Genomic DNA, 21,148 nt, shown 5'->3' with positions numbered 1-21,148 from the left:
ACGAGGCGATCGGGGTGGGACCTGTGGCAGGCGAGACAGCACCGGTGATCCGCGGCCCGTACCGCAGGGGGATCGAGCGGCGTGAGCGCATCGTCCGGAGCGCGTCGGAGGTCTTCGGCGAGTTCGGGTACGTCGGTGGCTCGCTGCGCGCCATCGCCGAGCGGGTCGGCGCCTCACCCGCGACCCTGATCCAGTACTTCGGCAGCAAGGAGGGCCTGCTCGCCGCCGTACTCGAGGACTGGACGGTGCAGACCGGGCGGTCGACGCTGCCCGAGAGCGCGCGCGGCCTGGCGTACTTCCGGCAGATGCGCGACCTGATGGAGTTCCACGTCCACCATCGCGGACTGCTCGAGCTGTTCATTACGATCGCGGCGGAGGCGACCAATCCGGGGCATCCGGCTCGCGAGTTCATCCAGCAGCGGTACTCGAACGGTCTCCAGCTGTGGACCTGCAAGCTGCGCGAAGCCATTGAGGACGGCGACGCCGGGGCGATGACCGACCAGCAGATCGAGGCCGAGATCCGGATCCTGGTCGCGGTCCTCGACGGCATCGAGCTGCAGTGGTTACTGGGCGCGGACATCGACCTCCCGGGCCTGGTCTCAACCCACGTAGAACAAGCCATCACCCGCTGGCAAACCACCTGCTAAAGGGAACAGGACGCTGGATCGCATCCTGGATTGACGTATTCAGTCCTTCACGAGGACGGCGCGGGTGTAGAGGAGATCGAAGCCGCTGCGTTGGGCGTTTTGCTGGGACTTCGATGCCGGTTGGGTGGTGATGACGCCGACGTCGCAGCCTGCGGTGGCGGCGTCGGACAGGCGGGTGAAGAGAAGCGCGGACTGGATGCCGTGGCGGCGGTGGGCGGGGAGGGTGGCGGCGCCTGCGAACTGGGCGATGCCTTTGGTTGTTCGAAGTCCTGCCCCGCCGGCGATCTCGCCGTTCCGTACGGCGACGTAGCGCGTGATGTCGGCTGCCGCGGCGTCGCGTTCGGCCTCGATGTAGGTGTCGCGCGGGAACTCCTCGCGCCACGGAACTCCCTGGGTGTCCGGTACGGCGACCGCGTCGGCCATCAGGTTCAGCCAGAGGTCGAGCTCGTCGTCACCGCTCGGCCGGATCTCGATCCCGTCGGGCAGCGTGACGTCGTACTTGTCGGCGATGGCGATGCCGAGCACGTTCTCGAACGACTCCAACCGATAGCCACGCCGGCTGAGGACGATGCCGATCTCGGGGTCGGCGAGGTGCGGCAGTTCGACCTGCACGGGCGCGCCGACGGCGGCGTACGCATGCTCGATCTCGTCGAGTACATCGTCGGTCGGCACACCGCCGAAGCCGAGCCCGACGACCTTGTTGAACGGCGAGTCGTCGTCCGCGAAGCTCGCGAGGCCACCGGCTATCGGGATCACGAACCCCCGCCCGTCGTCGAGCCGACGATGAGCGGCGAGGGCAGTGGCTTCGATGAGCTCGCTCTCGGCGCGCTCGATCCGCGCCGCCAGGTCCGCGTCGCAAAACAATGGTGTCCGCTCGGTCATCATGCCTCCCGCAGGCTTCGGTCTCCGGAGGTCTGTGTCACAGAGGCCGCCAGACGTTACACGCTGGGCACGGGAAGGTATGCGACTGACAGAGACGGCGGATGTGTGGTGGAAGAACGCGGTGATCTACTGCCTCGATGTCGAGACGTTCTTCGACACCGACGGTGACGGCTCGGGGGATTTGCGTGGGGTCGCCCAACGGATCGATCATCTGGCCGACCTGGGCGTGACGTGTGTGTGGCTGATGCCGTTCTATCCGAGTCCGGATCGCGACGACGGGTACGACATCACCGACTTCTACGGCGTCGATCCGCAGTTGGGTACGCACGGTGATCTGGTCGAGCTGATCACGCTGGCCGAGGATCGCGGGATCCGGGTGATCGCGGACCTGGTCGTCAACCACACCTCGAACCAGCACCCGTGGTTCCGCAGCGCCCGCGCCTCGCGGCAATCGCCGTACCGCGGTTGGTACGTCTGGCGGGACGAGCCGCCGGCGAACCAGCACGAGGGCATCGTCTTCCCTGATCAGGAGACGAGCCTGTGGCAGTACGACGAGGAGGCGGAGCAGTACTACCTGCACCGCTTCTACAAGTACCAGCCGGATCTCGACATCGCGAACGCCGAGGTGCGTGAGGAGATCGAGCGGGTGATCGGCTTCTGGTCGCAGCTCGGGCTGTCCGGTTTCCGCGTGGACGCCGTACCGTTCCTGCTCGACACGTCCGGTGCCGAGGATGCCGGCAACCTGCCGGATCCGCACGACTACCTGCGCGATCTGCGAGCGTCGCTGGACCGGCGCTACGGGCGGTCGATGCTGATCGGCGAGGTCAACCTGCCGTACGCCGAGACGCGCCGCTTCTTCGGTGACGAGGACGGCGACGAGCTGACGATGTGCTTCGACTTCATCGGGATGCAGCGGCTCTACCTGTCCCTGGCGCGCAACGATCCGGCCGAGTTGGTGAAAGCGCTGCGGCAACGCCCGCCGACTGCCGAGGAGAGCCAGTGGGGGATGTTCGTGCGCAACCACGACGAGCTGACGTTGGACAAGCTGTCCGAGAGCGAGCGCCAAGAGGTGTTCGACGCGTTCGGACCGGATAAGGACATGCAGCTCTACGGGCGTGGTCTGCGCCGGCGCCTGCCGCCGATGCTCGGCAACGACCAGGCGCGGCTCAAGATGGTCTACAGCCTGCTGTTCTCACTACCCGGTACGCCGGTGCTGTTCTACGGCGAGGAGATCGGCATGGGCGAGAACCTCGCCATCGAGGGCCGGGGCGCTGTTCGTACGCCGATGCAGTGGACGTCCGGCCCGAACGGCGGCTTCTCGACAGCCGATCCGTCGCAGCTCAGGGCGCCGGTCACCGAAGGGGAGTTCGGCCCTCAACACATCAATGTGGCCGCTCAACGCCGGGATCCGGACTCCCTGCTCAACTGGATCAAGCTGCTCATCCGGCGGTATCGGGAGTGCCCGGAGCTGTCGTGGGGAGAGTGCACGATTCTCGAGCACAACGCCCCGGCTGTCGTCGCGCACCGATCGGAGTACGAAGGCGGCGCGATCGTTGCCGCTCACAACTTCTCGGCCGAGGCGACCGAGGTAACACTCGCGGTCGCCGGCTCGGGCGTCGGGCTCCGCGCCGTCGATCTGCTGCGCGACGAGACCACCGACCTCGCCGAGAACGGCACGCTGTCGCTGCAGCTCGAGCCCCACGCTGCCCGCTGGCTACGCATCGTCGGTCCACAAGACCGCTACCTGCTCTAATGGGCAAAAACCACATAGCCTGTTAGAGTCGGGTCCGGAGGTGGTTCGGGATGGCGTATCGGCCGGAGTTGATCGGTGGGCATCTCGGGCTGGATCTCGTGAACACCGTTGCCTGGCGTCTCGATGCCGGGCGGACCGTTGATCGCTTCGCGGAGTTGCCGAATGTGGAGAGCTGGTTGCTTGCCGCCGGTGTGAGCTCGGACGCGGCGGTGACGCCGCAGTTGCGCGACGACCTGGTCGCTGCGCGGGAGGTTGCGTACGACGTGCTGGCGCCCCTCGCGGTCGGAGGACAGCCCACGTGCGCCGCGATCGACGCGTTGCACGGGCTCATCGTGGGCGTTGTCCGGTCAGCCTCGGTCGAGGTGGATCCGTTCGGATGGCGAGCCGATGATGCGGTCGGCGCCGTCCGGCTGGCGGTCTGGCGGTTGTTCGAGGACGAGGACCTTGGCCGGCTGCGTCAGTGCGGAGATGAGGGCTGCGGCTGGCTCTTCTTGGACCGGAGTAAGAACGGCTCGCGCCGGTGGTGCAGCTCGGGCGACTGCGGCAATCGGGCTCGCGCTCGACGGCACTACGAGCGGGCCCGCGGCGGGACGACAGCATGAAGTCGCCCGATCGCCAGTCGTTCGTGCGCGGACTCCGTCTCGGCGTCGGACCGGCGCTCGCGACCGGAGTACTGGCGCTCAACTTCGGGGCCGAAGCACGAGCACGCGGCTGGGGAAGCGTAGAGACGGTGGCGTTCTCCGCGTTCGCGTTCAGCGGATCGGCGCAGTTCACGTTGCTGAGTTCGCTGTCCGGAGCAACCGTGCTGGCGGCGATCGTCGCGGCCATGGTGATCAACGTGCGGTACATGGTGATGAGCGTCGCGATCGCGCCAAGCCTGCGCGGTGGCAGGCTCGCACGTGTGCTGCAGGCACAGGCGATCGTCGACGCGTCGTTCGTGGCCGCACACGAGGAGGACGATCGGTACGACGTCTGGCGGCTGATCGGAGTCAGCGTCCCGCAATGGATCTGCTGGACCGCGGGCACGGCCGCCGGCGTACTGGCTGCTCCATCCCCGGAGCTGATGCACAGGCTCGGTCTCGACGTGGCGTTCCCGGCGTTCTTCGTCATCTTGCTGATCGACGAAGTACGTCGTTCCCGGCGCGCGGTCCTGGCCTGTGTGCTCGGCGCGATGATCTCCGCCGGGCTGTTGTTCGTCACCGGCCCCAGCTACGCCTTGCTCGGCGCCGCTGCGGCGACCCTGATCGGCTTGCGACGAAGGAGGCCCGATGAAGCTGTGGCTGTCGATACTGGCCGTCAGCGCCGCTAACTGGCTGATGAAAGCAGCAGGCCCGCTGATCTTCGGGAAGCGCGACCTCCCGCCGGCCCTGGTCGATATCACCCGACTGACCGCACCGGCGCTGCTCGCCGGCCTGATCGTCACCGACCTGGGCCGCGACATCGACTGGACCGAGCTGATCGGAGTAGCAGTCGCCGGCACTCTCAATCTCTTGAGGTTGCCGATCCTCCCGGCCGTCACCGCCGGCGTCGCCACCACAGCCCTCATCCGCCTCACCTCGGCGTAGGCGGGCCAAAGGGCAGAACAGGAGACGCGCCAACCCACCCAAGCCAGCGGAATCCATTGCGTGGGTGCGGATCGACAAGGTTTCATTCCTTGTATGCCGCTGCGTTCCCGACCGACCCTCGCGTTGTCAGCCGGGCAGGCGCGTCCGGCCGGACTGGCCCAGATCCTGGAGCATCTCGGGACGACCGTGCTCGAGCTCGTCACCGGCGACCCGGATCTGGCCGATCCGGCCCGCGAGGTGGTGTTCTTCGACCCGTCCGACTCCGCCCCGGTCCCGCGCGGCGCGATCCTGCTCGGCACGGGCGGGCGGGACGGCGCCTGGCCGGACCAGCTCCTCCGGGCAGCTCTGGAGGCGCCGGCCGCCGCGGTGATCGTTCCCGCGGCGGTGGTCCGGGACAACCCGCGGATCGTGCACGAAGCGGCCGAGGCCGGACTGGTCCTGCTCTCGCTGTCGGCCGGGACGACCTGGCAACAGCTGTCCACCCTGCTCCAGTCCGCGGTCCGCGAGACAGTACGCCGGGCGCCCGTCGTACCGCAGCGCGGTGAAGGGCTGTTCCGGCTGGCGAACGCGATCTGCACGCTGATCGGCGCACCCGTCACGATCGAGGACCGCAACGCGGCGGTGCTGGCGTTCTCCGACCGGCAGGAGGAGGCCGACTTCATCCGGATCGACTGCATCCTCGGCCGCCGGACCATCGAGCCGTACCTGCGCGCCGACGAGGCCCGCGGCGCGCATCGGGCGATCCGCCGTTCGCCGGTGCCGGTCTATCTGGACGCCGTCCAGCTCGACGACGAGCGACCGACCCTGCCGCGGCTGGCGGTGGCGATCCGGGCCGGCGACGAGTTCCTCGGCACGATCTGGGCGGTGCTGAAGGGACCGTCGACGCCTGAACAGGAACAGCTCCTGCTGGAGGGATCGCAGGCGGTCGCCGTCCAGATGCTCCGGCTCTTCGGCACGGATCCCGAGCAGCGCACGACATCCGAGCTGGTGGCGGCCGCGCTCGGCGGCGACCCCACCACCCTGACCCGGCTGGGCCTGTCCGGTACGCCGTGCATCGTGCTCGCGGCAGCGGTAGCGCAGCCCGGCGGCGCGGAGCTGGTCGGTACGCCGAGCGGCACCCTGGCCCGCCGCGTCCGCGAGCGGGAGCGGACCGCGAGTGCACTGCGGGTCGAGTTGACCGGGGCGATCCCCGGCACGGTCGTTGCCATCGTCAACGATCAGATCGCTGCGATCGTGCCGGCCCGTCGCGCGGACGAGGCGACTGCGCTCCTGGAGCAGACGTGCAAGGCGTTCGTGCATCAGCATCGCGGTGGGGACTCGCTCTGGATCGGGATCGGCCGGGTCGCCACCTCGGCGGCCGGACTGCGGTTGTCCCGAGCGGATGCGGATCGTGCGGTTCGGGTGCTGCAGGAGGCCGACGACGGCCGGTGCGTCGCGCTCGCCGGTGCGGTCGACACCGAGGCGCTGCTGATGGAGGCGCGGCAGCTTGCTGCCCTGCGCGGCCGCGGGCCGTCCGGCCCCTTGGCGCGGTTGCGCGCGTACGACGAAGCCCGCAACGCGACCATGGTCGACACGCTGCGGGCCTGGCTCGACGCGAACGGGGACGTGGCTGTCGCCTCGGAGGAGACCCACGTCCACCAGAACACGTTCCGCTACCGGCTCCGCCGCATCAGCGAGATCGGCGGCTTCGACCTCGAGGACCCGGAGGCACGGTTCGCGCTCGACCTGCAGTTGCGCCTGTTCCCGCCGGATCAGCCGTCCGAGCGGCGGAAGACCAGGTCCCGGGCCTCCGGCGTCGAGTACCCGAGCTCCGCCCCGGTCTGATCGAACCTCAGCGTGACCTCGGCCTCGTCGCCCGGGACCGTGAACGCCCGCTCACCGACCGGCGTCATCCGTCGCCGTCCGTACCGAGGCCGCTCGAACGCGAGGCCCTGCTCGTCCGGCACGACCCGTACCGTCGCCATCAGCTCGTCCGAGTAGTACGTGCCGACGAACCGTCCGTCGGATGATGGCGATTCGAGCAGGTCGAGCACCTGTGAGGCCAGCGCGTCCGGGTCCAGTTCCGCGAAGTTGCCGAGGACAACCGCCGACCCGACGCCCGGAACCATGGCCAGATGCGTACGGAACCCGGCGTCCGCTCCCGCGTGCCACAGCTTCAACTCACCCGCGTGCTCCCCGATGTGCACACCCCAGCCGTACGAGTCGCTCCCGGTGTACGTCGTACCCCGCCACGACTCGCGTGACGACACCGAGGCCGCCCACCGGGCCAGGTCCGTCACGGTCGAATGCAGGCTGGTCGCCCCGACGGTCGCGTAGGACAGCGCGATCCGCTCGTACCCTGTCGCCGTCCTCGCGTACGACGACGCCCGCCGCCGTACGACGGCCCGATGGCTGGCGACGAACGCGGTGTCCGCCATCCCCAGCGGCTCGAACAGTTGCTTGCGGCAATAGCTGTCCAGGCTCTCCCCGGCCACCGTCTCGACGAGCAGCCCGAGCAATGTGTAGTTGGTGTTGCTGTACTCGTACGTCGTCCCCGGGATGGACTGCAGCGTGGTCTGCCGGCGGATCAGCTCGACCAGATCGGCCGTGGTGATCACGTCCTCCATCCGCCACCCAGCCGCCTCCACCAGCTGCCACTGGTCCCGCAGTCCGCTCCTGTGCTGGACCAACTGCTCGATGGTGAGGTGTGGGAACGGCACCCAGGGCAGGTAATCGCCGATCTGCTCGTCCGCACCCACGAGCGACCGAACCGCTTCGGCCGTGAACTGTTTCGACACGGACGCCAGATGGAACACCGTACGGTCGCTGATCGGCACCTCGTGCTCGAGCACCGCCATCCCGCGCGCAGCGGTCTCCAGCGAGCCGTCCGCGTCAACGAGGCCGACGACGACGCCAGGTCCATCAGGGTCGGGTACGGCCGCCTCGACCAGCGCGGCCAGGCGATCAGCCCGCATCACGGATCCGGAGCGATTCTGCGATCTCATGGCGCGTCTCCTCGACGGTACGGCGAAGCATCGCGGGGTGATCGGGACCCTCGAGCCACGCCTCGGCCAGCCGGACCAGGGACTCGTCGACGATCGTCGGGGCCAGGCTCTTGGTGGAGACCCACGCCTGTTCGCCGCCGTCGTCGGAGGCCCACAGAGCCGTCAGCGAGTCGTAGTAGGTGCTCAGGTACGGACGGAGGAGCTCGGCCTGGGCCGGGTGCCAGAAGCCTCGGGCGGTAGCGTGCTTGAGCGAGCCCTGCGCGCCGCCGGGCGTGGTGACCAAGGCCCAGGCGGCGTCCTTGCCGGCCGGATCGGGGAGCAGCGCCCGGGCGGTTGCGGCATACTGCTCGGCCGTGACGTTCGGGTCGCGGTCCAATTCGGTGCCGATTGCATCGAGATCGATCAGCCCGTACGGCGCGAGGCCGCGGACGAGGCGCCAGCGCGTCTCGAAGTCGAGCTCGACGCCAGGCATCGGCGTACCGGCATACAGGGCTTGCAGGTCGCCGGCGTGCGTGGATCCGCCGGCCTGGCGGGCGAAGGTGCGCAGCCAGAGCCGCTGGGCGTCGCCGCCGGGCGTCCGCGAGTTGAGGGCCGACCAGGCCGCGCTGGCGAGGTCCTGTTGTGCTGGGTGATCGCTAGGCAGGTAGTGCGAGACGGCGTACTCGAGGTTCTGCAGCAGCCCGGACAGGATCGCAATCTGCTCCTCGCGGACCGCGGCGGCCAGCGCGACCTCGACGTACGACGACGCCGTCAGCTCACCGTCGCGCGTCATGTCCCACAGCGCCGTCCACGCGACCGCGCGGGCCAACGGGTCGGCCAGGTCCGCGGCCCGGCGCCTGATCACTGCGCCGGACTGGGGATCGAACCGCACCTTTGCATAAGTGAGATCCGCGTCGTTGACGAGTACGACGGACGGCGCAGGCAGCCCGACCAGCTCTGGCACATCGGTCACCGCCCCGCCGATATCGATGGTCACCTGATGGGTCCGCACCAGCTCGGAGTCACCGGAGTAGAGCCCGATCGTCAGCCGATGATCCCGCAGCACCGGATGCTCGGGTTCGGCGCTCTGCTCCACCGCGAAGCTCGCGATCCGCGAGTCCTCGTCCACCGTGAACACAGGCCACAACGTGTTGACCTGTGCGGACTGCAGCCACTGCTCGGCCCACGTGTCGAGGTCACGACCCGAGGCCCGTTCCAGCGCCAGCAGGAGATCGGCCAACGTGGTGTTGCCGAAGGCATGCTTCGCGAAGTACGTCCGCAGCGCTTGGGTGAACGCGTCCTCGCCGACGTACGCGACCAGCTGCCGCAGCACGGCCGCGCCCTTCTGATAGGTGATGTCGTCGAAGTTCGACAACGCCGTCCGCAGATCGGGTACGTCAGCCGAGATCGGATGCGTCGACGGCAGCTGGTCCGCGGCCAGCGCGAGCGCCTTGTCGTTCTGCGCGAACGTCGTCCACCCCTCGGTGAACTCGGTGCCCTCGACGGCCGCGAGATAACCGGCGTACGTCGCGAAGGCCTCGTTCAGCCAGGTGTCCTGCCACCACGCGGTGGTGACGAGGTCGCCGAACCACATGTGCGACAGCTCGTGCAGGATCGTGTACGCCGATGCCTCGTGGTCGAGCCCGGTCACCGGCGAGCGGAAGATCATCCCGCCGGTCAGCGTCACCGCGCCGGCGTTCTCCATCCCGCCGATCCCGGCGTCGGTCCCGAAGATCTGGTCGTACTTCCCGAACGGATACGGGTACGCGAACATCCGGTGGAAGATGTCGAAGCCCGCCTTGGTCCACCGGAACACCCGCTCGGCATCCAGGTACGGCGCCGCGGACCGCACGCAGACCAGCCCGAGCTCGACCGGTCCGCCCGGCCCGTCGACGGTGTCGGTCACGCGGTGATAAGGCCCCGCGAGCACGGCCGTGATGTACGCCGGGATCGGTGCCGTCTCGGTGAAGTGCCGCGTGACCGCACCGCCCGGGGCGGGCTCGACCGCGGCGACCGATCCGTTGGAGATCACCTCCCACCCGCTCGGCGCGCTGATGTGGAAGGTGTACGGCGCCTTCAGATCGGGCTGGTCGAAACACGCGAACACCCGCTGGGCCGCGGCCATGAACATCAGCGAGGCGAAGTACACCTCGCCGTCGGCCGGATCGACGATCCGCTCCAGCCCTTGCTGCTCGTCGGCCAGCTCGAACTCGCCGTCCACGACCAGCACGTTGCGAGCGGCCAGCCCGGGTAGCGCGACACGTCCGTCGCGCACGGTGCGGTCGAGTTCGGTGCCGTTCAGTACGACGGAGTCCAGCGCCGCCGGCTGGACATCGACGAATGTCTCTGACGTTTCGGCAGAGAACTCGATCACGGTCCGGGAGCGGAACGTCGTCGCGGCCGGTCCGCCCTGGCCGTCGGTCAGGTCGAGCGTGACGTCGTACGAGTGGACTGTCAGCTGCGCACTGCGGTCTGCGGCCTCTGACTCGGTCAGTTGCGAGGCGATCACTGGGAACCTCCTAGACGAAGTGACATGCGGCCGACTGCCGCGGACTGAGGGGGACGAGCTCCGGAGCCTCGTCGGCACACTGTGCTCGCTCGGCTTCGTTGAGCTCGGCTGCATACCGGGGACAACGGGGACGGAACGGGCAGCCGCCGACCGGACCGCTCGCTCCGACGTCTCCGGTGAGCAGGACCTTCTTGCGTTCCTCCGGCACCTTAGGCCTCGGGACCGCGGCCATCAGAGCCTTGGTGTACGGATGGGCCGGCGCGCGGTACAGCTCTTCGCGATCGGCCTGCTCGACGACCCGGCCGAGGTACATCACCACGATGCGTTCGCTCAGGTGCCGTACGACGGCGAGGTCGTGGGCGACGAACAGGTACGCCATCCCGAACTCCTCCTGCAGGCCGGCGAGCAGGTTGAGCACCTGGGCCTGCACGGACACGTCGAGCGCGGACACCGGCTCGTCGCAGACCACCAGTTTCGGCCGCAGCGCGATCGCCCGCGCGATGCCGATCCGTTGCCGCTGGCCACCGGAGAACTGGTGCGGATACCTGTTGTAGTGCTCGGGATTCAGGCCGACGCGATCCATCAGCCGCCGTACTTCGGGGAGGACCCCGCCGTCCGGCTCGACGCCCTGGATCTGGAACGGCGCGCTCAGGATGGTGCCGACGGTCTGCCGCGGGTTCAGCGACGACTGCGGATCCTGGAACACCATCTGCAGGTCCCGCCGCAACAGTCGCAATCGACGCTCGGGCATCCCGGCCAGCTCCGTGCCGTCGAACCGGACCGAACCCGACGTCGGTTCGACGAGCCGCACCACCATCCCAGCCGTGGTCGACTTCCCGCACCCGGACTCACCCACGAGCCCGAGGGTCTCGCCGGTCCGTACCGCGAAGCTCACTCCGGCGACCGCGTCCACCACCCGCCGCCTGCGGCCATGCCCGCGTACGAACGTCTTCCGCAGGTCGTTCACTTCGAGAAGGCTCATAGGGCCGGCGCAATCTGTGTGTGCCAGATGTGCTGGCGGTCCTGCACCGACAGGTGACACCGGGCGAGGTGATCCGCGGATCCAGCTGCCCGCAGCTCCGGAAGTTCCTTGGTGCAGAGATCGTCCGGGACCCGGTCCGCGAAAGCACACCGGGACGCGAACGAGCAGCCTGGCGGCAGGTCGATCAGCGACGGCGGCTGTCCGGTGATCGGCTCGAGGTGCCCGCGGGTCTCGTCGAGCGACGGGATCGATCCGAGCAGCCCCCAGGTGTACGGCGTCATCGGCCGCTCGAACAACCCCTGTACGGGTGCTTGCTCGATGCAACGACCGGCGTACATCACCAGCACCCGGTCGCACGTCTCCGCGACGACGCCGAGGTCGTGCGTGATCAGCACGACGGCCGACCCGAACTCCTCGCTCAACTCGCGGATCAGCTGCAGGATCTGGGCCTGCACGGTGACGTCGAGCGCCGTCGTCGGCTCGTCCGCGATCAGCAGCCCCGGGTTGCAGATCAGCGCCATCGCGATCATCGCCCGCTGCCGCATCCCACCCGAGAACTCGTGCGGGTACGCGCCGTACGAACGAGCCGCCGCCGGGATCCCGACCCGGGCGAGCAGCTCGACCGCGCGGGCCCGCGCCGCTTTGGAGCCGACCCGGTGATGCACGCGGTACGCCTCGGACAGCTGGTCGCCGATGGTGAAGTACGGATGCAGTGAGGACAACGGGTCCTGGAAGATCATCGCGATCTTCGCGCCGCGGAGCTTGCGCAGCTCCGCCTCGCCGGCGCCGACGAGCTGCTGGTCGCCGTACCAGATCTCGCCGCTGGTCCGGGCCTGCTCGTGCAGGCCGAGGATCGCCTTGCCGGCCACGGACTTCCCCGATCCGGACTCGCCGACGACCCCGAGGATCTCGCCCGGCCGGACGTCGAACGTCAACCCGTCGACGCTGCGGACCAGACCGTCCGGCGTCGGGAAGTGCACGCGCAGGTCCTCCACCCGTAACAACGCATCAGCTGACATGGCGCACCCTCGGATCCAGGATCGCGTAGCAGGCGTCGACGACGACGTTGGCGACGACGATCAGTACCGCGGCGAACAACGTCGTCCCCATGATCACCGGCAGGTCCTTGGTGGTGATCCCGTCGTACGCGAGCCGCCCGAGGCCGGGGAAGCTGAACAGCGACTCGACGATGATCACGCCGCCGAGGAGGGCGCCGAGATCCAGGCCGGCCAGCGTCACGACCGACGGGAGGACGGCTCGCAGGCCGTGGCGTCCGACCACCTTCCCGCGGCTGAGCCCCTTGGCCCGCGCTGTGGTGATGAAGTCCTCGGACATCGTTTCGAGCATCGCCGCCCGGGTCCATCGGGTGTAGACGGCGGCGATCAGGAACGCCAGGCAGATCCAGACCGGAAGCAGGTTCCCCGCCCAGCGCAGCGGGTTGTCCGTGAGCGGGACGTAGGTGATGCCGCCGGAGTACCAGCGCAGCCAGCCCGGGCCGGCGGTCAACGCGTAGATCACCAGCATGCCGCTGAAGAACTCCGGCACGGACACTCCGAGCAGCGAGATCACCGTCGAGCCGCGGTCGAAGAACGACCCGCGCCGAGCGGCCGCGAGGACACCTGCCGCGACGCCGCCGACCAGCCACAGTACGGCGGCGCCAAGCACGATCGACGCGGTGACCGGGAACGCCTGCACGAGCATCTCGGTGACAGAGCGGTTCTGGCGGAACGACCAGCCCAGACAAGGCGCTGCGCAGTGCACCGTCGACACGCCGTCGCCCAGCTCGCGGCCGGTGAAGATCCCGCTCAGCCAGGTCCAGTACTGCGTCCACACCGGCTTGTCGAACCCGAACCGCTCGGCCACCGCGGTCGCCTGCGCCGCACTGGTGTTCCGGCCGGTGTAGTAGAACGCCATGTCGACCTTGGTGACCCGGGGGAGGAGCTGGAAGATCGCGAAGGTCACCACGCTGACGACCAGCAGGACGCCGAGCGCTCCCAGGATCCGGTTCGCCGTGTATCTGATCACTGGGCCTTGACCCCGACGTTGGCCAGGTCGTAGTTGCTCAGGTCTCCGGTCAGGTCGACGTTCGTCAAGGTGCTCGAGCGGTACAGCGTGGCCTTCGCGTAGGTGAGCGGGAGGTAGTACGCCGTCTCCATCGTTGCCTTGTCCATGTCCCGGTAGATGTCCGGGAGCTTGTCGCTCGACGCTGTGGCGGCCTTCTCGATCAGTGCGTTGATCGTTGGGTCGTTGAGTCCGACGAAGTTGGTGGACGACGTCGTACCGCTGTAGCGGGCCGGGTCGACCAGGAGGGTGAGGAAGCCGTTGCCGCTCGGGTAGTCCGGGATCCACCCCATCAGGCCGATGCCGATCCGCTGACCCTTCACGGCGGCCGGCGTACTGAGGGTGTTGTAGTACGTCGACGCGTCGAGCTGCTTCGGGGTGACGGCGATACCGACCCGCTTGAGCGCGTTCTGCACGCTGGCGAACACGGCCGGATCGGTGCCGTAGTTGGAGAAGGCCATCGACGTAGTGAAGCCGTCCGGCTTGCCGCACTCCGAGAGCTCGGACTTCGCCTTGTCCAGGTCACCGGTCCAGTCCTGGCCGGACGGGTAGGCGTTGGCCTTGTCGTCGTGGCCGGGCAGGCCCGGTGGCATCAGCGTGGTTGCGAAGTCGGCGCCGTTGGTTCCGCCGAACTGGATCACGAGGTCGCGCTTGTCGAGGGCGTAGGCGACCGCCCGCCGGCAGTGCACGTTGGTCAGCACTGCATCGGACGGGTAGAGGATCAGCATCGAGAGGCTCTTCAGCACCGGGTTGTCGGCGTGTGCCTTGAGCGTCTGGTCCTTCAGGATCTGTGACTGGAACGTCGTCTGGACGCCACCGTCGAGCGACACGTCCAGAGCGCCGGTCTTGAGCCTGGTGTCGAGGTCGTCGGCGTTGCTCAGGACCGTCACGTTGATGGTGTCCGGCAGCGCGCTGCGAATCGGGTCCGTCGCCCGGTCCCAGTTGGCGTTACGGGTCATCACTACGCTCTGCTTGGGTTTGACGGTCTTCAGCACGTACGGCCCGGAGGAGACCAGGTTGGTGCCGGCGCCGTACTGACTGCCCTTGTCGCTCTTCTGCGGCACCGGCGCGGCGGCCGGCAACGCCATCAGGTAGTCCCAGTCGCCGAACGGCTTGGTCAGCGTGAACACCACAGTCTTCGCGTCGGGCGTCGCAATCGAGGTCAGACCACCACTCGGGTCCTTGTACGGCCCCTTGTACGCCGGAGTCCCCGCCTTGTCGCACTTGTCGAGCAGACACAGGTAGTAGCCCTGAGGACCGCCGGTGATCACGTCGGTCGCGTACATGCGCTCGAAGCCGTACTTCACGTCCGCACTGGTCAACGGAGCGCCGTTGGCGAACTTGAGGCCGTCGCGGAGCTTGTACGTCCAGACGGTCTTGTCTGCGTTGGTCTGTCCCAGCGACTCGGCCAGATCCGGCTGCAGTGCGTTCCCGTTCCCTGACGCGGCGCCTTGACCGGTCCGGCCGAACGACACCAGGTTCCGGCTCAGGAGACGCTGCAAGAACCAGCAGCTTCCGCCGTACGTCGTGCCCGGGTCGAAGTTGTCGCACGAGGCCGACGTACCGACGCGGAGCGTGCCGCCCGGCTGCTGTGACGGGTTCACGACGCCTTGCAGGGCAGCGTTGTAGCCCTCTGGTGCGCTGCTCTTGCTGTTGTCTCCGTTGGACGAGCACGCGGCCAGCGTGACCGCGGCGAGTACACCGCCCAGCAGTGCGACCCGGATACGTTTCGTCATGGTTCTGCCCTTCAGGGATGGGTCAGGAGCGGGACTTGGGGTCGAAGGCGTCGCGGATGCCGTCGCCGAGCAGGTTGAACGCGAGCACGGTCGCGACCATCGACACTCCGGGGAAGAGCATGTAGGCCGGGTCGACGACGAAGGTCCTGGACGCAGCGCCGAGCAACTGGCCCCAGGACGTCGCGGGCGGGGTGATTCCGACGCCGAGGAACGACAGCCCGGCCTCGGCCAGGATGGTGGTCGGGACGGACAGGCTGGTCACGACGATGACCGGGCCGGTCAGGTTCGGCAGCAGCTCCCGGACGAGGATCCGCCGGTGGGTCGCGCCCATCACCTTGGCGGCGGCAACGAACTCGCGGGTGCGCAGCGACAGCACCTGCGACCGCATCAGCCGGGCGGTGTAGGGGAAGCTGAAGAACCCGATGACGAAGATCAGGATCGCCATCCGCAGGCCGTTGCCGGACAGCGGCCCGATCCGGTCCAGGTTGCCCAGCACGGCCAGCAGCGCGATCGAGAACAACAGCACCGGGAACGCCATCAGCACCTCGGCCGACCGGGAGATGACGGTGTCCACCCAGCCGCCGAAGTACCCGGCCCACAGCCCGAAGACGATGCCGAGGGCAACTGACACCAGGGTGGCGCCGAAGGCGATGACGAGCGAGGTGCGGGAGCCGATCAGCAGCAGCGCGAGCAGGTCGCGCCCGGTCTTGGGCTCGATCCCGAGCGGGTGCGCCCAGCTCGCCCCGCCCAGCCGGCCGTCGGGGAAGCCGAGGTTGCTGAGGCTGAGCAACTCGATGTGCCGCTGGGTGTCGACGCCGATGGCCCGGCAGATCAGCGGCGCCAGAGCAGCAGCGAGCAGCACCAGTACGACGTACGCGCCGGCCGCGACGGCCAGCCTGTCCCGGCGGAACCGGCCCCAGGCCAGCCGGCCCGGCGAGCGCGTGCGGGCAGTGTCGGCCGGACGGCTGACTGCCGTCTCGCTGACCGCGCTGGAGAGTCCCGCCATCGTTCACCTCGCCGGAAAGGCCGGTATGTTGTGGGTCATACCACCACCGACGGCCGCCCCAGAGTTCGGTGTGCGCCACGAAAATGCGGCCCGGACATTAGGGCTGCCGCACGACTACCGAAGGGCCGCCGATGGTCGATGGGCTGCTGACCACCGCCTTGACACCTGCCGTCGCCACCCCGCTCAACCCGGCGGCCAAGGCTCGCCCGATCCGCGCTGTGGTGATTGTGGACGGCCCGGAGCTGACCTGCCCGGAGGACAGCGTCGTACTGGCGATCGGCGTGCCTGCAGGCGGCGTACCGGCGCTGCTGCGGGAGGCGACGCGGGCGCGCGCTGCGGCAGTGGTGGTCGGTCGAGCGGTGACACCGGACCCGGAGGCCCTACGGTCCGAGCTGCCGCTTCTGCAACTCGCCGACGGAGTCGACTGGCAGCACGCGACCACTGTGATCACGGGGATGCTGCCTGGACTCCCACGCCCGCTGACCGGCGTACAGGCTCTGGACGAGGTGCCGGACGGCGATCTCTACGCGCTCGTGGAGGTGATCTGCGAGCTGATCGACGCTCCGGTCACCATCGAGGACCGGAACACCCATGTGCTCGCGTTCTCGGCCCGTCAGGAGGAGGCGGACGTCGTCCGGATCGACTCGATCCTGCAGCGGATGCGCCCGTACGACTACGTGGAGACGTCGATGGACGCCGTACTGTCGTCACGACTCCCGATGTACCTTCCCGCCGGGCGGACGCCGGACGGTGGCGAAGTGATGCCGCGCATGGCGATCGCGGTGCGGGACGGCGCTCACCTGCTCGGCACGATCTGGGCCGTCATGCAGGCACCGCCGACGGCAGACCAGGAACGGCTGTTCACGGCCGCTGCTCAGGTGGCAGAGCATCACATGAGGCAGGCGACTGATCAGGAGGAGACGTCTCAGCTCGAGGAGCGGATCGCCGCCGTACTGGACGGCCGGACAGACGCCCGTGAGGCAGCGGCCTCGCTCGGGATCGCCCTGCCGGCCTTGGTGATCTGCGTGGAGACCTCCGGTGCCGACCTCCCCGGACCGGCCGGTGACCTGGCCGGCTACCTGACCCGTCTGGGCTGGCGCAACCGCGTCTGCGCTGCACTCACCATGCACCTGCAGGGAGCCGGTGTCCCCACGGTGGCCGCCAGTGTGGGCCATCGCGTGTACGCCATCACTTCGTTGATCCACCACGACGAAGCGGCGGTGCTTGCTGCCTGCAACCAGTTCAACGAGGTGGCCGGCACGCGTACGCCGGTGTTCGCCGGGCTGGGACGCGTCGCGGACACGGTCGAGGACCTGCGGCGGTCCCGGGAGGACGCCGAGCTGGCGGCCAGGACGCTGCGGCACCTGGACGGATCACGCCGGGTAGCCCTGGCAGAGGACCTGCTCGTCGACTCACTGTTCGTCGAGCTCAGGGCTCAGCTCGATGCCGCCGACCGCGGTCCGTCCGGTGCCTACGAACGGCTGCTGGCCTACGACCGGCTCCGCGGTGCGCATCTGGTCGAGACGCTGGCGGCCTGGCTCAGCGCGCTGGGTGACGTGACCAAGGCGGCGGCAACCGTCCAGGTCCATCCGAACACCTTCCGCTACCGCCTGATGCGGGTGGAGGAGGTCGGCGAGATCGATCTGACCGACCCGGAGGAGCGCTTCGCCCTGAACCTCCAGCACCGGCTGTTCCACTAGGGCAGGTGGCTCGCCAGCCGGAACCTGTTCGGGATCTCGGCGTCCCCGGTCACCAGGTCGCGGACGAAGGCACCGACCAGCGGAACGAACTTGAAGCCCTGACCGCAGAAGCCGACCGCGACCGTGACCGGTCCGGCCCGGTCGATGACGAAGTTGTCGGACGGCGTGTTGTCGTACAGGCAGCTGATCGCCGTCGACCTGCTGGTGTCCAACCCGGGGAACCAGTGCTCGACGTACTGCAGCAGCTCGGCGTCGCGCTCCGGCTCGACTGCGAAGTCCCGGTTGTCCGGATCGACCACCGGGCCGGTGGCGTGCAGTCCGACCTTGATTCCGGATCCGGCTTCGAACAGCCCGTAGGCTCCATGATCTCCGTGCACGAAGCTCGGCCACTCCAGGTCGTCTGCAACGGGAGCGAAGAAGCGTGGCTGCTCCTGCGTCACCGTGAAGTCCGGCAAGGGCACCACGCCGCCCAGTAGCTTCGGTGCCCACGCTCCAGCCGTCACCACCACATGCCTTGCCTGTACTGCGCCACCCGGTACGTCGAGCTCGACCAGGTCGTCGTGGACGCGCAGCCCTTTCACCGGCGACTGCACCCGGAACTCCGCCCCCAGTCCGGTCGCGAGTGTCTGCAGGGCGTGGACCGTGCGATCGGCGTACAGGCGTCCGGAGCCGGGTTGGTACAGCACTGGTGTCTCGAAGCGGAAGCCCGGCCAGCGCTCCGCGGCAGCTGCTGCGGACAGGACCTCACCTGTTGTCGCATGCAACGACCGGAACGCTCCGACTGCCGCATCGTCGACTCCGTGGTCGATGCCGCCGGTGATTTCCAACAGCGTCTCGCCGGAGTCGGCCTCCAGCTCGCGCCACAGCGGTCTGGCCCGCTCGGTGAGCTGTGCGACCTCGGCGTTGTCGGCAGCCGGCCGGAACAGCCGGGTGCCGCCGTGTGATCCACCGCGGTGGTGTCCGAGTGTGTACTGCTCCAGCACGACGACCTCACGTCCGGCTGCCGCCAGCGCCCGAGCCGCCGCCGATCCCATCGCTCCGGCACCCACCACAGCAACGTCGTACGTCATGCCTTACCTCCGTGGTCGTCGTACCGCGCGCGCATGAGGCACTCGACCGTCTGGTGGTCCGTACGCGGCGAGTCGTGCAGTGCGGCCATCGTCCCGAGCCGGTCGGCTTCGGTGCGGTTCTGGCCCAGCTTGACCTTCGCGGTGACTTGGTCGGCTCGCAGCGTGAAGGCCTGCAGCTCCGGGAGCAGTTCGGTGGTGCGGTCGCGGGCCCACTCGTCGACGCGCCACCGTGCCTTCGGATCGCCCGGGTTGAGCGCCTGCTCGTGGTCCTGCACCAGCCGCATCAGGTGAGCGCGTACGGCGTCCGGATCGTTCAACGGGACGGCCGTACCGCGGACCTCGATCGCCACGAAGTTGTACGTCGGCAGACCGCGGCTCGCGTACCACGCCGGGCTGACGTACACCGAGGGGCCGACCACGCTGACGAGGATTCGCGCGCCCTGCCGGATCGAGTCGGCGAACGGGTCGAGGCCGGCCACGTGCGCGACGAGTTGCAGCCCATCGTCGGTGTCCCGTACCTGGACCGGGACGTGCGCGATCCGCAGTTCTGGTTCATCGGTCACCAAGGTGGCGAAAGGGTGCGCAGCGATCAGCCGGGCGATCTCGTCGAGGTTCGGCTCGGCGTAGTCCGGGTCGACGTACATGGATGATCCTTTCGGTTGCTCGACGCCCCGAGTATCCGTGTTGCGGTCCGGACCGGCTTCGTGGTTCACGACAATCTCACGACGCCAGAGTCGTGCCGGTCGCCGAGCACTTCCGGGTCCCCGACCCGCAGAGTGTGGGCCATGACTTCCGCTGACCTCCTGCTCCGCCGCGCCCGTCTGGTCCGGGACGGCTCGCCCGCCGAGCCGGTCGACGTACTGATCACCGACGGGACCATTTCCGCGATCCACCCGGCCGGCACGACGTCCGGTGCGGATGAGGTCGTCGACCTCGACGGCCGATACGTCATGAACGGGCTGTGGGACCACCACGTGCACTTCCAGCAGTGGGCACTGTCGCGCCAGCACCTCGACCTGTCCGGTACGACGTCTGCCCGTGAAGTCGCGGACCGGGTCCGGGAGCGGCTCGCGACCAACCCGCCGCCCGCCGGGGTCGCGCTGCTCGGGTACGGGTTTCGCGACGGGCTCTGGCCGGACCAGCCGCTCAAATCGATGCTGGACGAGGTGTCTGGCGACGTACCGGTTGCACTGGCCAGCGGAGACCTGCACTGTGGCTGGCTGAACAGTGCAGCGCTCCGCAAGCTCGGTGCGGCCGACCGGCCGAGCGGAGTGGTTCGCGAGACCGAATTCGCGCCGGTCATGGGGCTGATGCAGTCTTCCGCTCCGGCGGAGGGCCTGGTCAAGGAGGCGGCGCGTACGGCGGCCACCCGCGGGATCGTCGGCGTGGTCGAGTTGGAGAACGCCCGCAACCCGGCCGTCTGGAAGTCCCGGTACGACGAAGGGGTCGCGTACTTCCGGGTGGAGTGCTGCGTCTACCCGGAGAACCTCGACTGGGCGATCTCCCAAGGCCTGCGGACCGGTGACGTCGTACCGGGCACCGGTGGCCTGGTCACCATGGGCCCGCTGAAAGTGCTGACGGACGGATCGCTGAACACCCGGACCGCCTACTGCCACGACCCGTACCCCGGCGTCGACAAGGACGCCCACGGACTGCTCGTCGTACCGCCCGAGGTGCTGGTGCCGCTGATGCAGAAGGCTCTGGATCATGGCATCTCGAGTGCGATCCACGCGATCGGCGACCACGCCAACGGCCTGGTCCTCGACGCCTTCGAGAAGGTCGGCTGCGGCGGGACGATCGAGCACGCGCAGCTGATCTCGCCCGCGGACTTTCCGCGGTTCCGTGAGCTTGGAGTGGCGGCCAGCGTCCAGCCGGTGCACGCGCTCGACGACCGGGACGTGGCAGACCGGCACTGGGCCGGGCGGACGGAACGAGCCTTCGCTTTCGGCGGGCTCCTTGCCGCTGGCGCAGACCTACGGCTCGGCTCGGACGCGCCGGTCGCGCCGCTCGACCCCTGGCTGTCCATCGCCGCTGCCGTCCACCGGTCCGACGACGGCCGAGCACCGTGGCATCCAGAGCAGGAGATCCCCATCACCGCAGCCCTCGACGCCTCTACCCACGGCGGCCGTACGCCGACTGCCGGCGCTCCGGCGGATCTCGTCGTACTCGACACCGACCCGACCCTCGCGACCCCGACAGACCTCCGCGCCTTCCAGGTCCACGCAACCCTTCTCGCAGGCCGGTGGACCTGGCAGGCAATCGCCTAGCCGATTG

The 21,148-nt window shown here is 68.7% G+C and carries 18 protein-coding genes; 8 read left to right on the top strand and 10 right to left on the bottom strand.

Annotation, left to right across the window (positions count from 1 at the left end; genetic code table 11):
* Positions 1-23: 23 nt before the first annotated feature.
* Positions 24-647: a TetR/AcrR family transcriptional regulator gene (locus tag ACQPYH_RS27220; RefSeq protein ID WP_432876736.1), complete on the top strand. Its 624-nt coding sequence runs from the start codon at positions 24-26 to the stop codon at positions 645-647.
* 39 nt (positions 648-686) lie between these two features.
* On the opposite strand, the gene ACQPYH_RS27215 is transcribed toward ACQPYH_RS27220, so the two are convergent.
* A complete protein-coding gene (locus ACQPYH_RS27215; RefSeq protein ID WP_432876733.1) occupies positions 687-1,529 on the bottom strand; it encodes a GNAT family N-acetyltransferase in 843 nt (280 codons plus the stop codon).
* 79 nt (positions 1,530-1,608) lie between these two features.
* On the opposite strand from ACQPYH_RS27215, the gene ACQPYH_RS27210 reads away from it, so the two are divergent.
* From ACQPYH_RS27210 to ACQPYH_RS27190, 5 genes are all read left to right on the top strand, one after another.
* Positions 1,609-3,282 (top strand): alpha-amylase family protein, encoded by a 1,674-nt coding sequence (locus ACQPYH_RS27210; RefSeq protein ID WP_432876732.1) that lies wholly within the window; start codon positions 1,609-1,611, stop codon positions 3,280-3,282.
* Between the two features lie 50 nt (positions 3,283-3,332).
* Positions 3,333-3,884, top strand: a complete 552-nt coding sequence (locus ACQPYH_RS27205) for a CGNR zinc finger domain-containing protein (RefSeq protein WP_432876730.1) — start codon at positions 3,333-3,335, stop codon at positions 3,882-3,884.
* Positions 3,881-4,591, top strand: a complete 711-nt coding sequence (locus ACQPYH_RS27200) for an AzlC family ABC transporter permease (RefSeq protein WP_432876728.1) — start codon at positions 3,881-3,883, stop codon at positions 4,589-4,591. The genes ACQPYH_RS27205 and ACQPYH_RS27200 overlap by 4 nt, the downstream gene beginning before the upstream one ends.
* Positions 4,551-4,847 (top strand): AzlD domain-containing protein, encoded by a 297-nt coding sequence (locus ACQPYH_RS27195; RefSeq protein WP_432876726.1) that lies wholly within the window; start codon positions 4,551-4,553, stop codon positions 4,845-4,847. The genes ACQPYH_RS27200 and ACQPYH_RS27195 overlap by 41 nt, the downstream gene beginning before the upstream one ends.
* A gap of 93 nt (positions 4,848-4,940) precedes the next feature.
* The gene (locus ACQPYH_RS27190) at positions 4,941-6,671 is read left to right on the top strand and encodes a PucR family transcriptional regulator (protein ID WP_432876724.1); all 1,731 of its coding nucleotides are present in this window, start codon (positions 4,941-4,943) and stop codon (positions 6,669-6,671) included.
* Here the strand turns inward: ACQPYH_RS27190 and ACQPYH_RS27185 are convergent.
* Genes ACQPYH_RS27185 through ACQPYH_RS27155 form a run of 7 tightly spaced genes read right to left on the bottom strand, consistent with a single transcriptional unit; the run spans position 6,599 to position 16,104 of the window.
* Complete coding sequence (locus ACQPYH_RS27185) at positions 6,599-7,831, bottom strand: serine hydrolase domain-containing protein (RefSeq protein WP_432876722.1); 1,233 nt, start codon at positions 7,829-7,831, stop codon at positions 6,599-6,601. The two genes, ACQPYH_RS27190 and ACQPYH_RS27185, sit on opposite strands and share 73 nt — an antisense overlap.
* A complete protein-coding gene (pepN, locus tag ACQPYH_RS27180; protein WP_432876720.1) occupies positions 7,791-10,319 on the bottom strand; it encodes an aminopeptidase N in 2,529 nt (842 codons plus the stop codon). Before pepN ends, ACQPYH_RS27185 begins: the two co-directional genes overlap by 41 nt.
* A gap of 10 nt (positions 10,320-10,329) precedes the next feature.
* On the bottom strand, positions 10,330-11,301 hold the full coding sequence (locus ACQPYH_RS27175) for an ABC transporter ATP-binding protein (protein WP_432876718.1): 972 nt from the start codon (positions 11,299-11,301) through the stop codon (positions 10,330-10,332).
* Complete coding sequence (locus tag ACQPYH_RS27170; RefSeq protein WP_432876716.1) at positions 11,298-12,320, bottom strand: ABC transporter ATP-binding protein; 1,023 nt, start codon at positions 12,318-12,320, stop codon at positions 11,298-11,300. Before ACQPYH_RS27170 ends, ACQPYH_RS27175 begins: the two co-directional genes overlap by 4 nt.
* Entirely contained in the window at positions 12,310-13,326 is a 1,017-nt protein-coding gene (locus tag ACQPYH_RS27165; protein ID WP_432876714.1) for an ABC transporter permease, read from the bottom strand. Before ACQPYH_RS27165 ends, ACQPYH_RS27170 begins: the two co-directional genes overlap by 11 nt.
* Positions 13,323-15,098 carry an ABC transporter substrate-binding protein gene (locus ACQPYH_RS27160; protein WP_432876712.1) on the bottom strand — a complete coding sequence of 592 codons (1,776 nt, stop codon included), beginning with the start codon at positions 15,096-15,098 and terminating at the stop codon, positions 13,323-13,325. The genes ACQPYH_RS27165 and ACQPYH_RS27160 overlap by 4 nt, the downstream gene beginning before the upstream one ends.
* Positions 15,099-15,120: 22 nt before the next feature.
* Positions 15,121-16,104 (bottom strand): ABC transporter permease, encoded by a 984-nt coding sequence (locus ACQPYH_RS27155; protein WP_432876710.1) that lies wholly within the window; start codon positions 16,102-16,104, stop codon positions 15,121-15,123.
* Positions 16,105-16,235: 131 nt separating this feature from the next.
* Between ACQPYH_RS27155 and ACQPYH_RS27150 the strand changes: the two genes are divergently transcribed.
* Positions 16,236-17,804 carry a PucR family transcriptional regulator gene (locus ACQPYH_RS27150; RefSeq protein WP_432876708.1) on the top strand — a complete coding sequence of 523 codons (1,569 nt, stop codon included), beginning with the start codon at positions 16,236-16,238 and terminating at the stop codon, positions 17,802-17,804.
* On the opposite strand, the gene ACQPYH_RS27145 is transcribed toward ACQPYH_RS27150, so the two are convergent.
* The gene (locus tag ACQPYH_RS27145; RefSeq protein ID WP_432876706.1) at positions 17,801-18,874 is read right to left on the bottom strand and encodes an FAD-dependent oxidoreductase; all 1,074 of its coding nucleotides are present in this window, start codon (positions 18,872-18,874) and stop codon (positions 17,801-17,803) included. The two genes, ACQPYH_RS27150 and ACQPYH_RS27145, sit on opposite strands and share 4 nt — an antisense overlap.
* A complete protein-coding gene (locus ACQPYH_RS27140) occupies positions 18,871-19,518 on the bottom strand; it encodes an FMN-binding negative transcriptional regulator (RefSeq protein WP_432876704.1) in 648 nt (215 codons plus the stop codon). Before ACQPYH_RS27140 ends, ACQPYH_RS27145 begins: the two co-directional genes overlap by 4 nt.
* 141 nt (positions 19,519-19,659) lie before the next feature.
* Here ACQPYH_RS27140 and ACQPYH_RS27135 point away from each other — a divergent pair, with 141 nt between their 5' ends.
* Positions 19,660-21,141, top strand: coding sequence for an amidohydrolase (locus ACQPYH_RS27135; RefSeq protein WP_432876702.1), 1,482 nt, complete (start codon positions 19,660-19,662; stop codon positions 21,139-21,141).
* Positions 21,142-21,148 lie beyond the last annotated feature (7 nt).

This window comes from Kribbella sp. CA-245084 (assembly GCF_050942355.1).
Lineage (GTDB): Bacteria > Actinomycetota > Actinomycetes > Propionibacteriales > Kribbellaceae > Kribbella.
Note: the sequence above shows the minus strand (reverse complement) of the source record. Positions and strands in the feature narration are given on the sequence as shown.

Bases quoted from the DNA above. Each gene is read 5' to 3' on its own strand.
- ACQPYH_RS27215 (WP_432876733.1), bottom strand. From the start codon at position 1,529: ATGACCGAGCGGACACCATTGTTTTGCGACGCGGACCTGGCGGCGCGG.
- ACQPYH_RS27210 (WP_432876732.1), top strand. From the start codon at position 1,609: ATGCGACTGACAGAGACGGCGGATGTGTGGTGGAAGAACGCGGTGATC.
- ACQPYH_RS27205 (WP_432876730.1), top strand. From the start codon at position 3,333: ATGGCGTATCGGCCGGAGTTGATCGGTGGGCATCTCGGGCTGGATCTC.
- ACQPYH_RS27200 (WP_432876728.1), top strand. From the start codon at position 3,881: ATGAAGTCGCCCGATCGCCAGTCGTTCGTGCGCGGACTCCGTCTCGGC.
- ACQPYH_RS27195 (WP_432876726.1), top strand. From the start codon at position 4,551: ATGAAGCTGTGGCTGTCGATACTGGCCGTCAGCGCCGCTAACTGGCTG.
- ACQPYH_RS27190 (WP_432876724.1), top strand. From the start codon at position 4,941: ATGCCGCTGCGTTCCCGACCGACCCTCGCGTTGTCAGCCGGGCAGGCG.
- ACQPYH_RS27185 (WP_432876722.1), bottom strand. From the start codon at position 7,831: ATGAGATCGCAGAATCGCTCCGGATCCGTGATGCGGGCTGATCGCCTG.
- ACQPYH_RS27175 (WP_432876718.1), bottom strand. From the start codon at position 11,301: ATGAGCCTTCTCGAAGTGAACGACCTGCGGAAGACGTTCGTACGCGGG.
- ACQPYH_RS27170 (WP_432876716.1), bottom strand. From the start codon at position 12,320: ATGTCAGCTGATGCGTTGTTACGGGTGGAGGACCTGCGCGTGCACTTC.
- ACQPYH_RS27160 (WP_432876712.1), bottom strand. From the start codon at position 15,098: ATGACGAAACGTATCCGGGTCGCACTGCTGGGCGGTGTACTCGCCGCG.
- ACQPYH_RS27155 (WP_432876710.1), bottom strand. From the start codon at position 16,104: ATGGCGGGACTCTCCAGCGCGGTCAGCGAGACGGCAGTCAGCCGTCCG.
- ACQPYH_RS27150 (WP_432876708.1), top strand. From the start codon at position 16,236: ATGGTCGATGGGCTGCTGACCACCGCCTTGACACCTGCCGTCGCCACC.
- ACQPYH_RS27145 (WP_432876706.1), bottom strand. From the start codon at position 18,874: ATGACGTACGACGTTGCTGTGGTGGGTGCCGGAGCGATGGGATCGGCG.
- ACQPYH_RS27140 (WP_432876704.1), bottom strand. From the start codon at position 19,518: ATGTACGTCGACCCGGACTACGCCGAGCCGAACCTCGACGAGATCGCC.
- ACQPYH_RS27135 (WP_432876702.1), top strand. From the start codon at position 19,660: ATGACTTCCGCTGACCTCCTGCTCCGCCGCGCCCGTCTGGTCCGGGAC.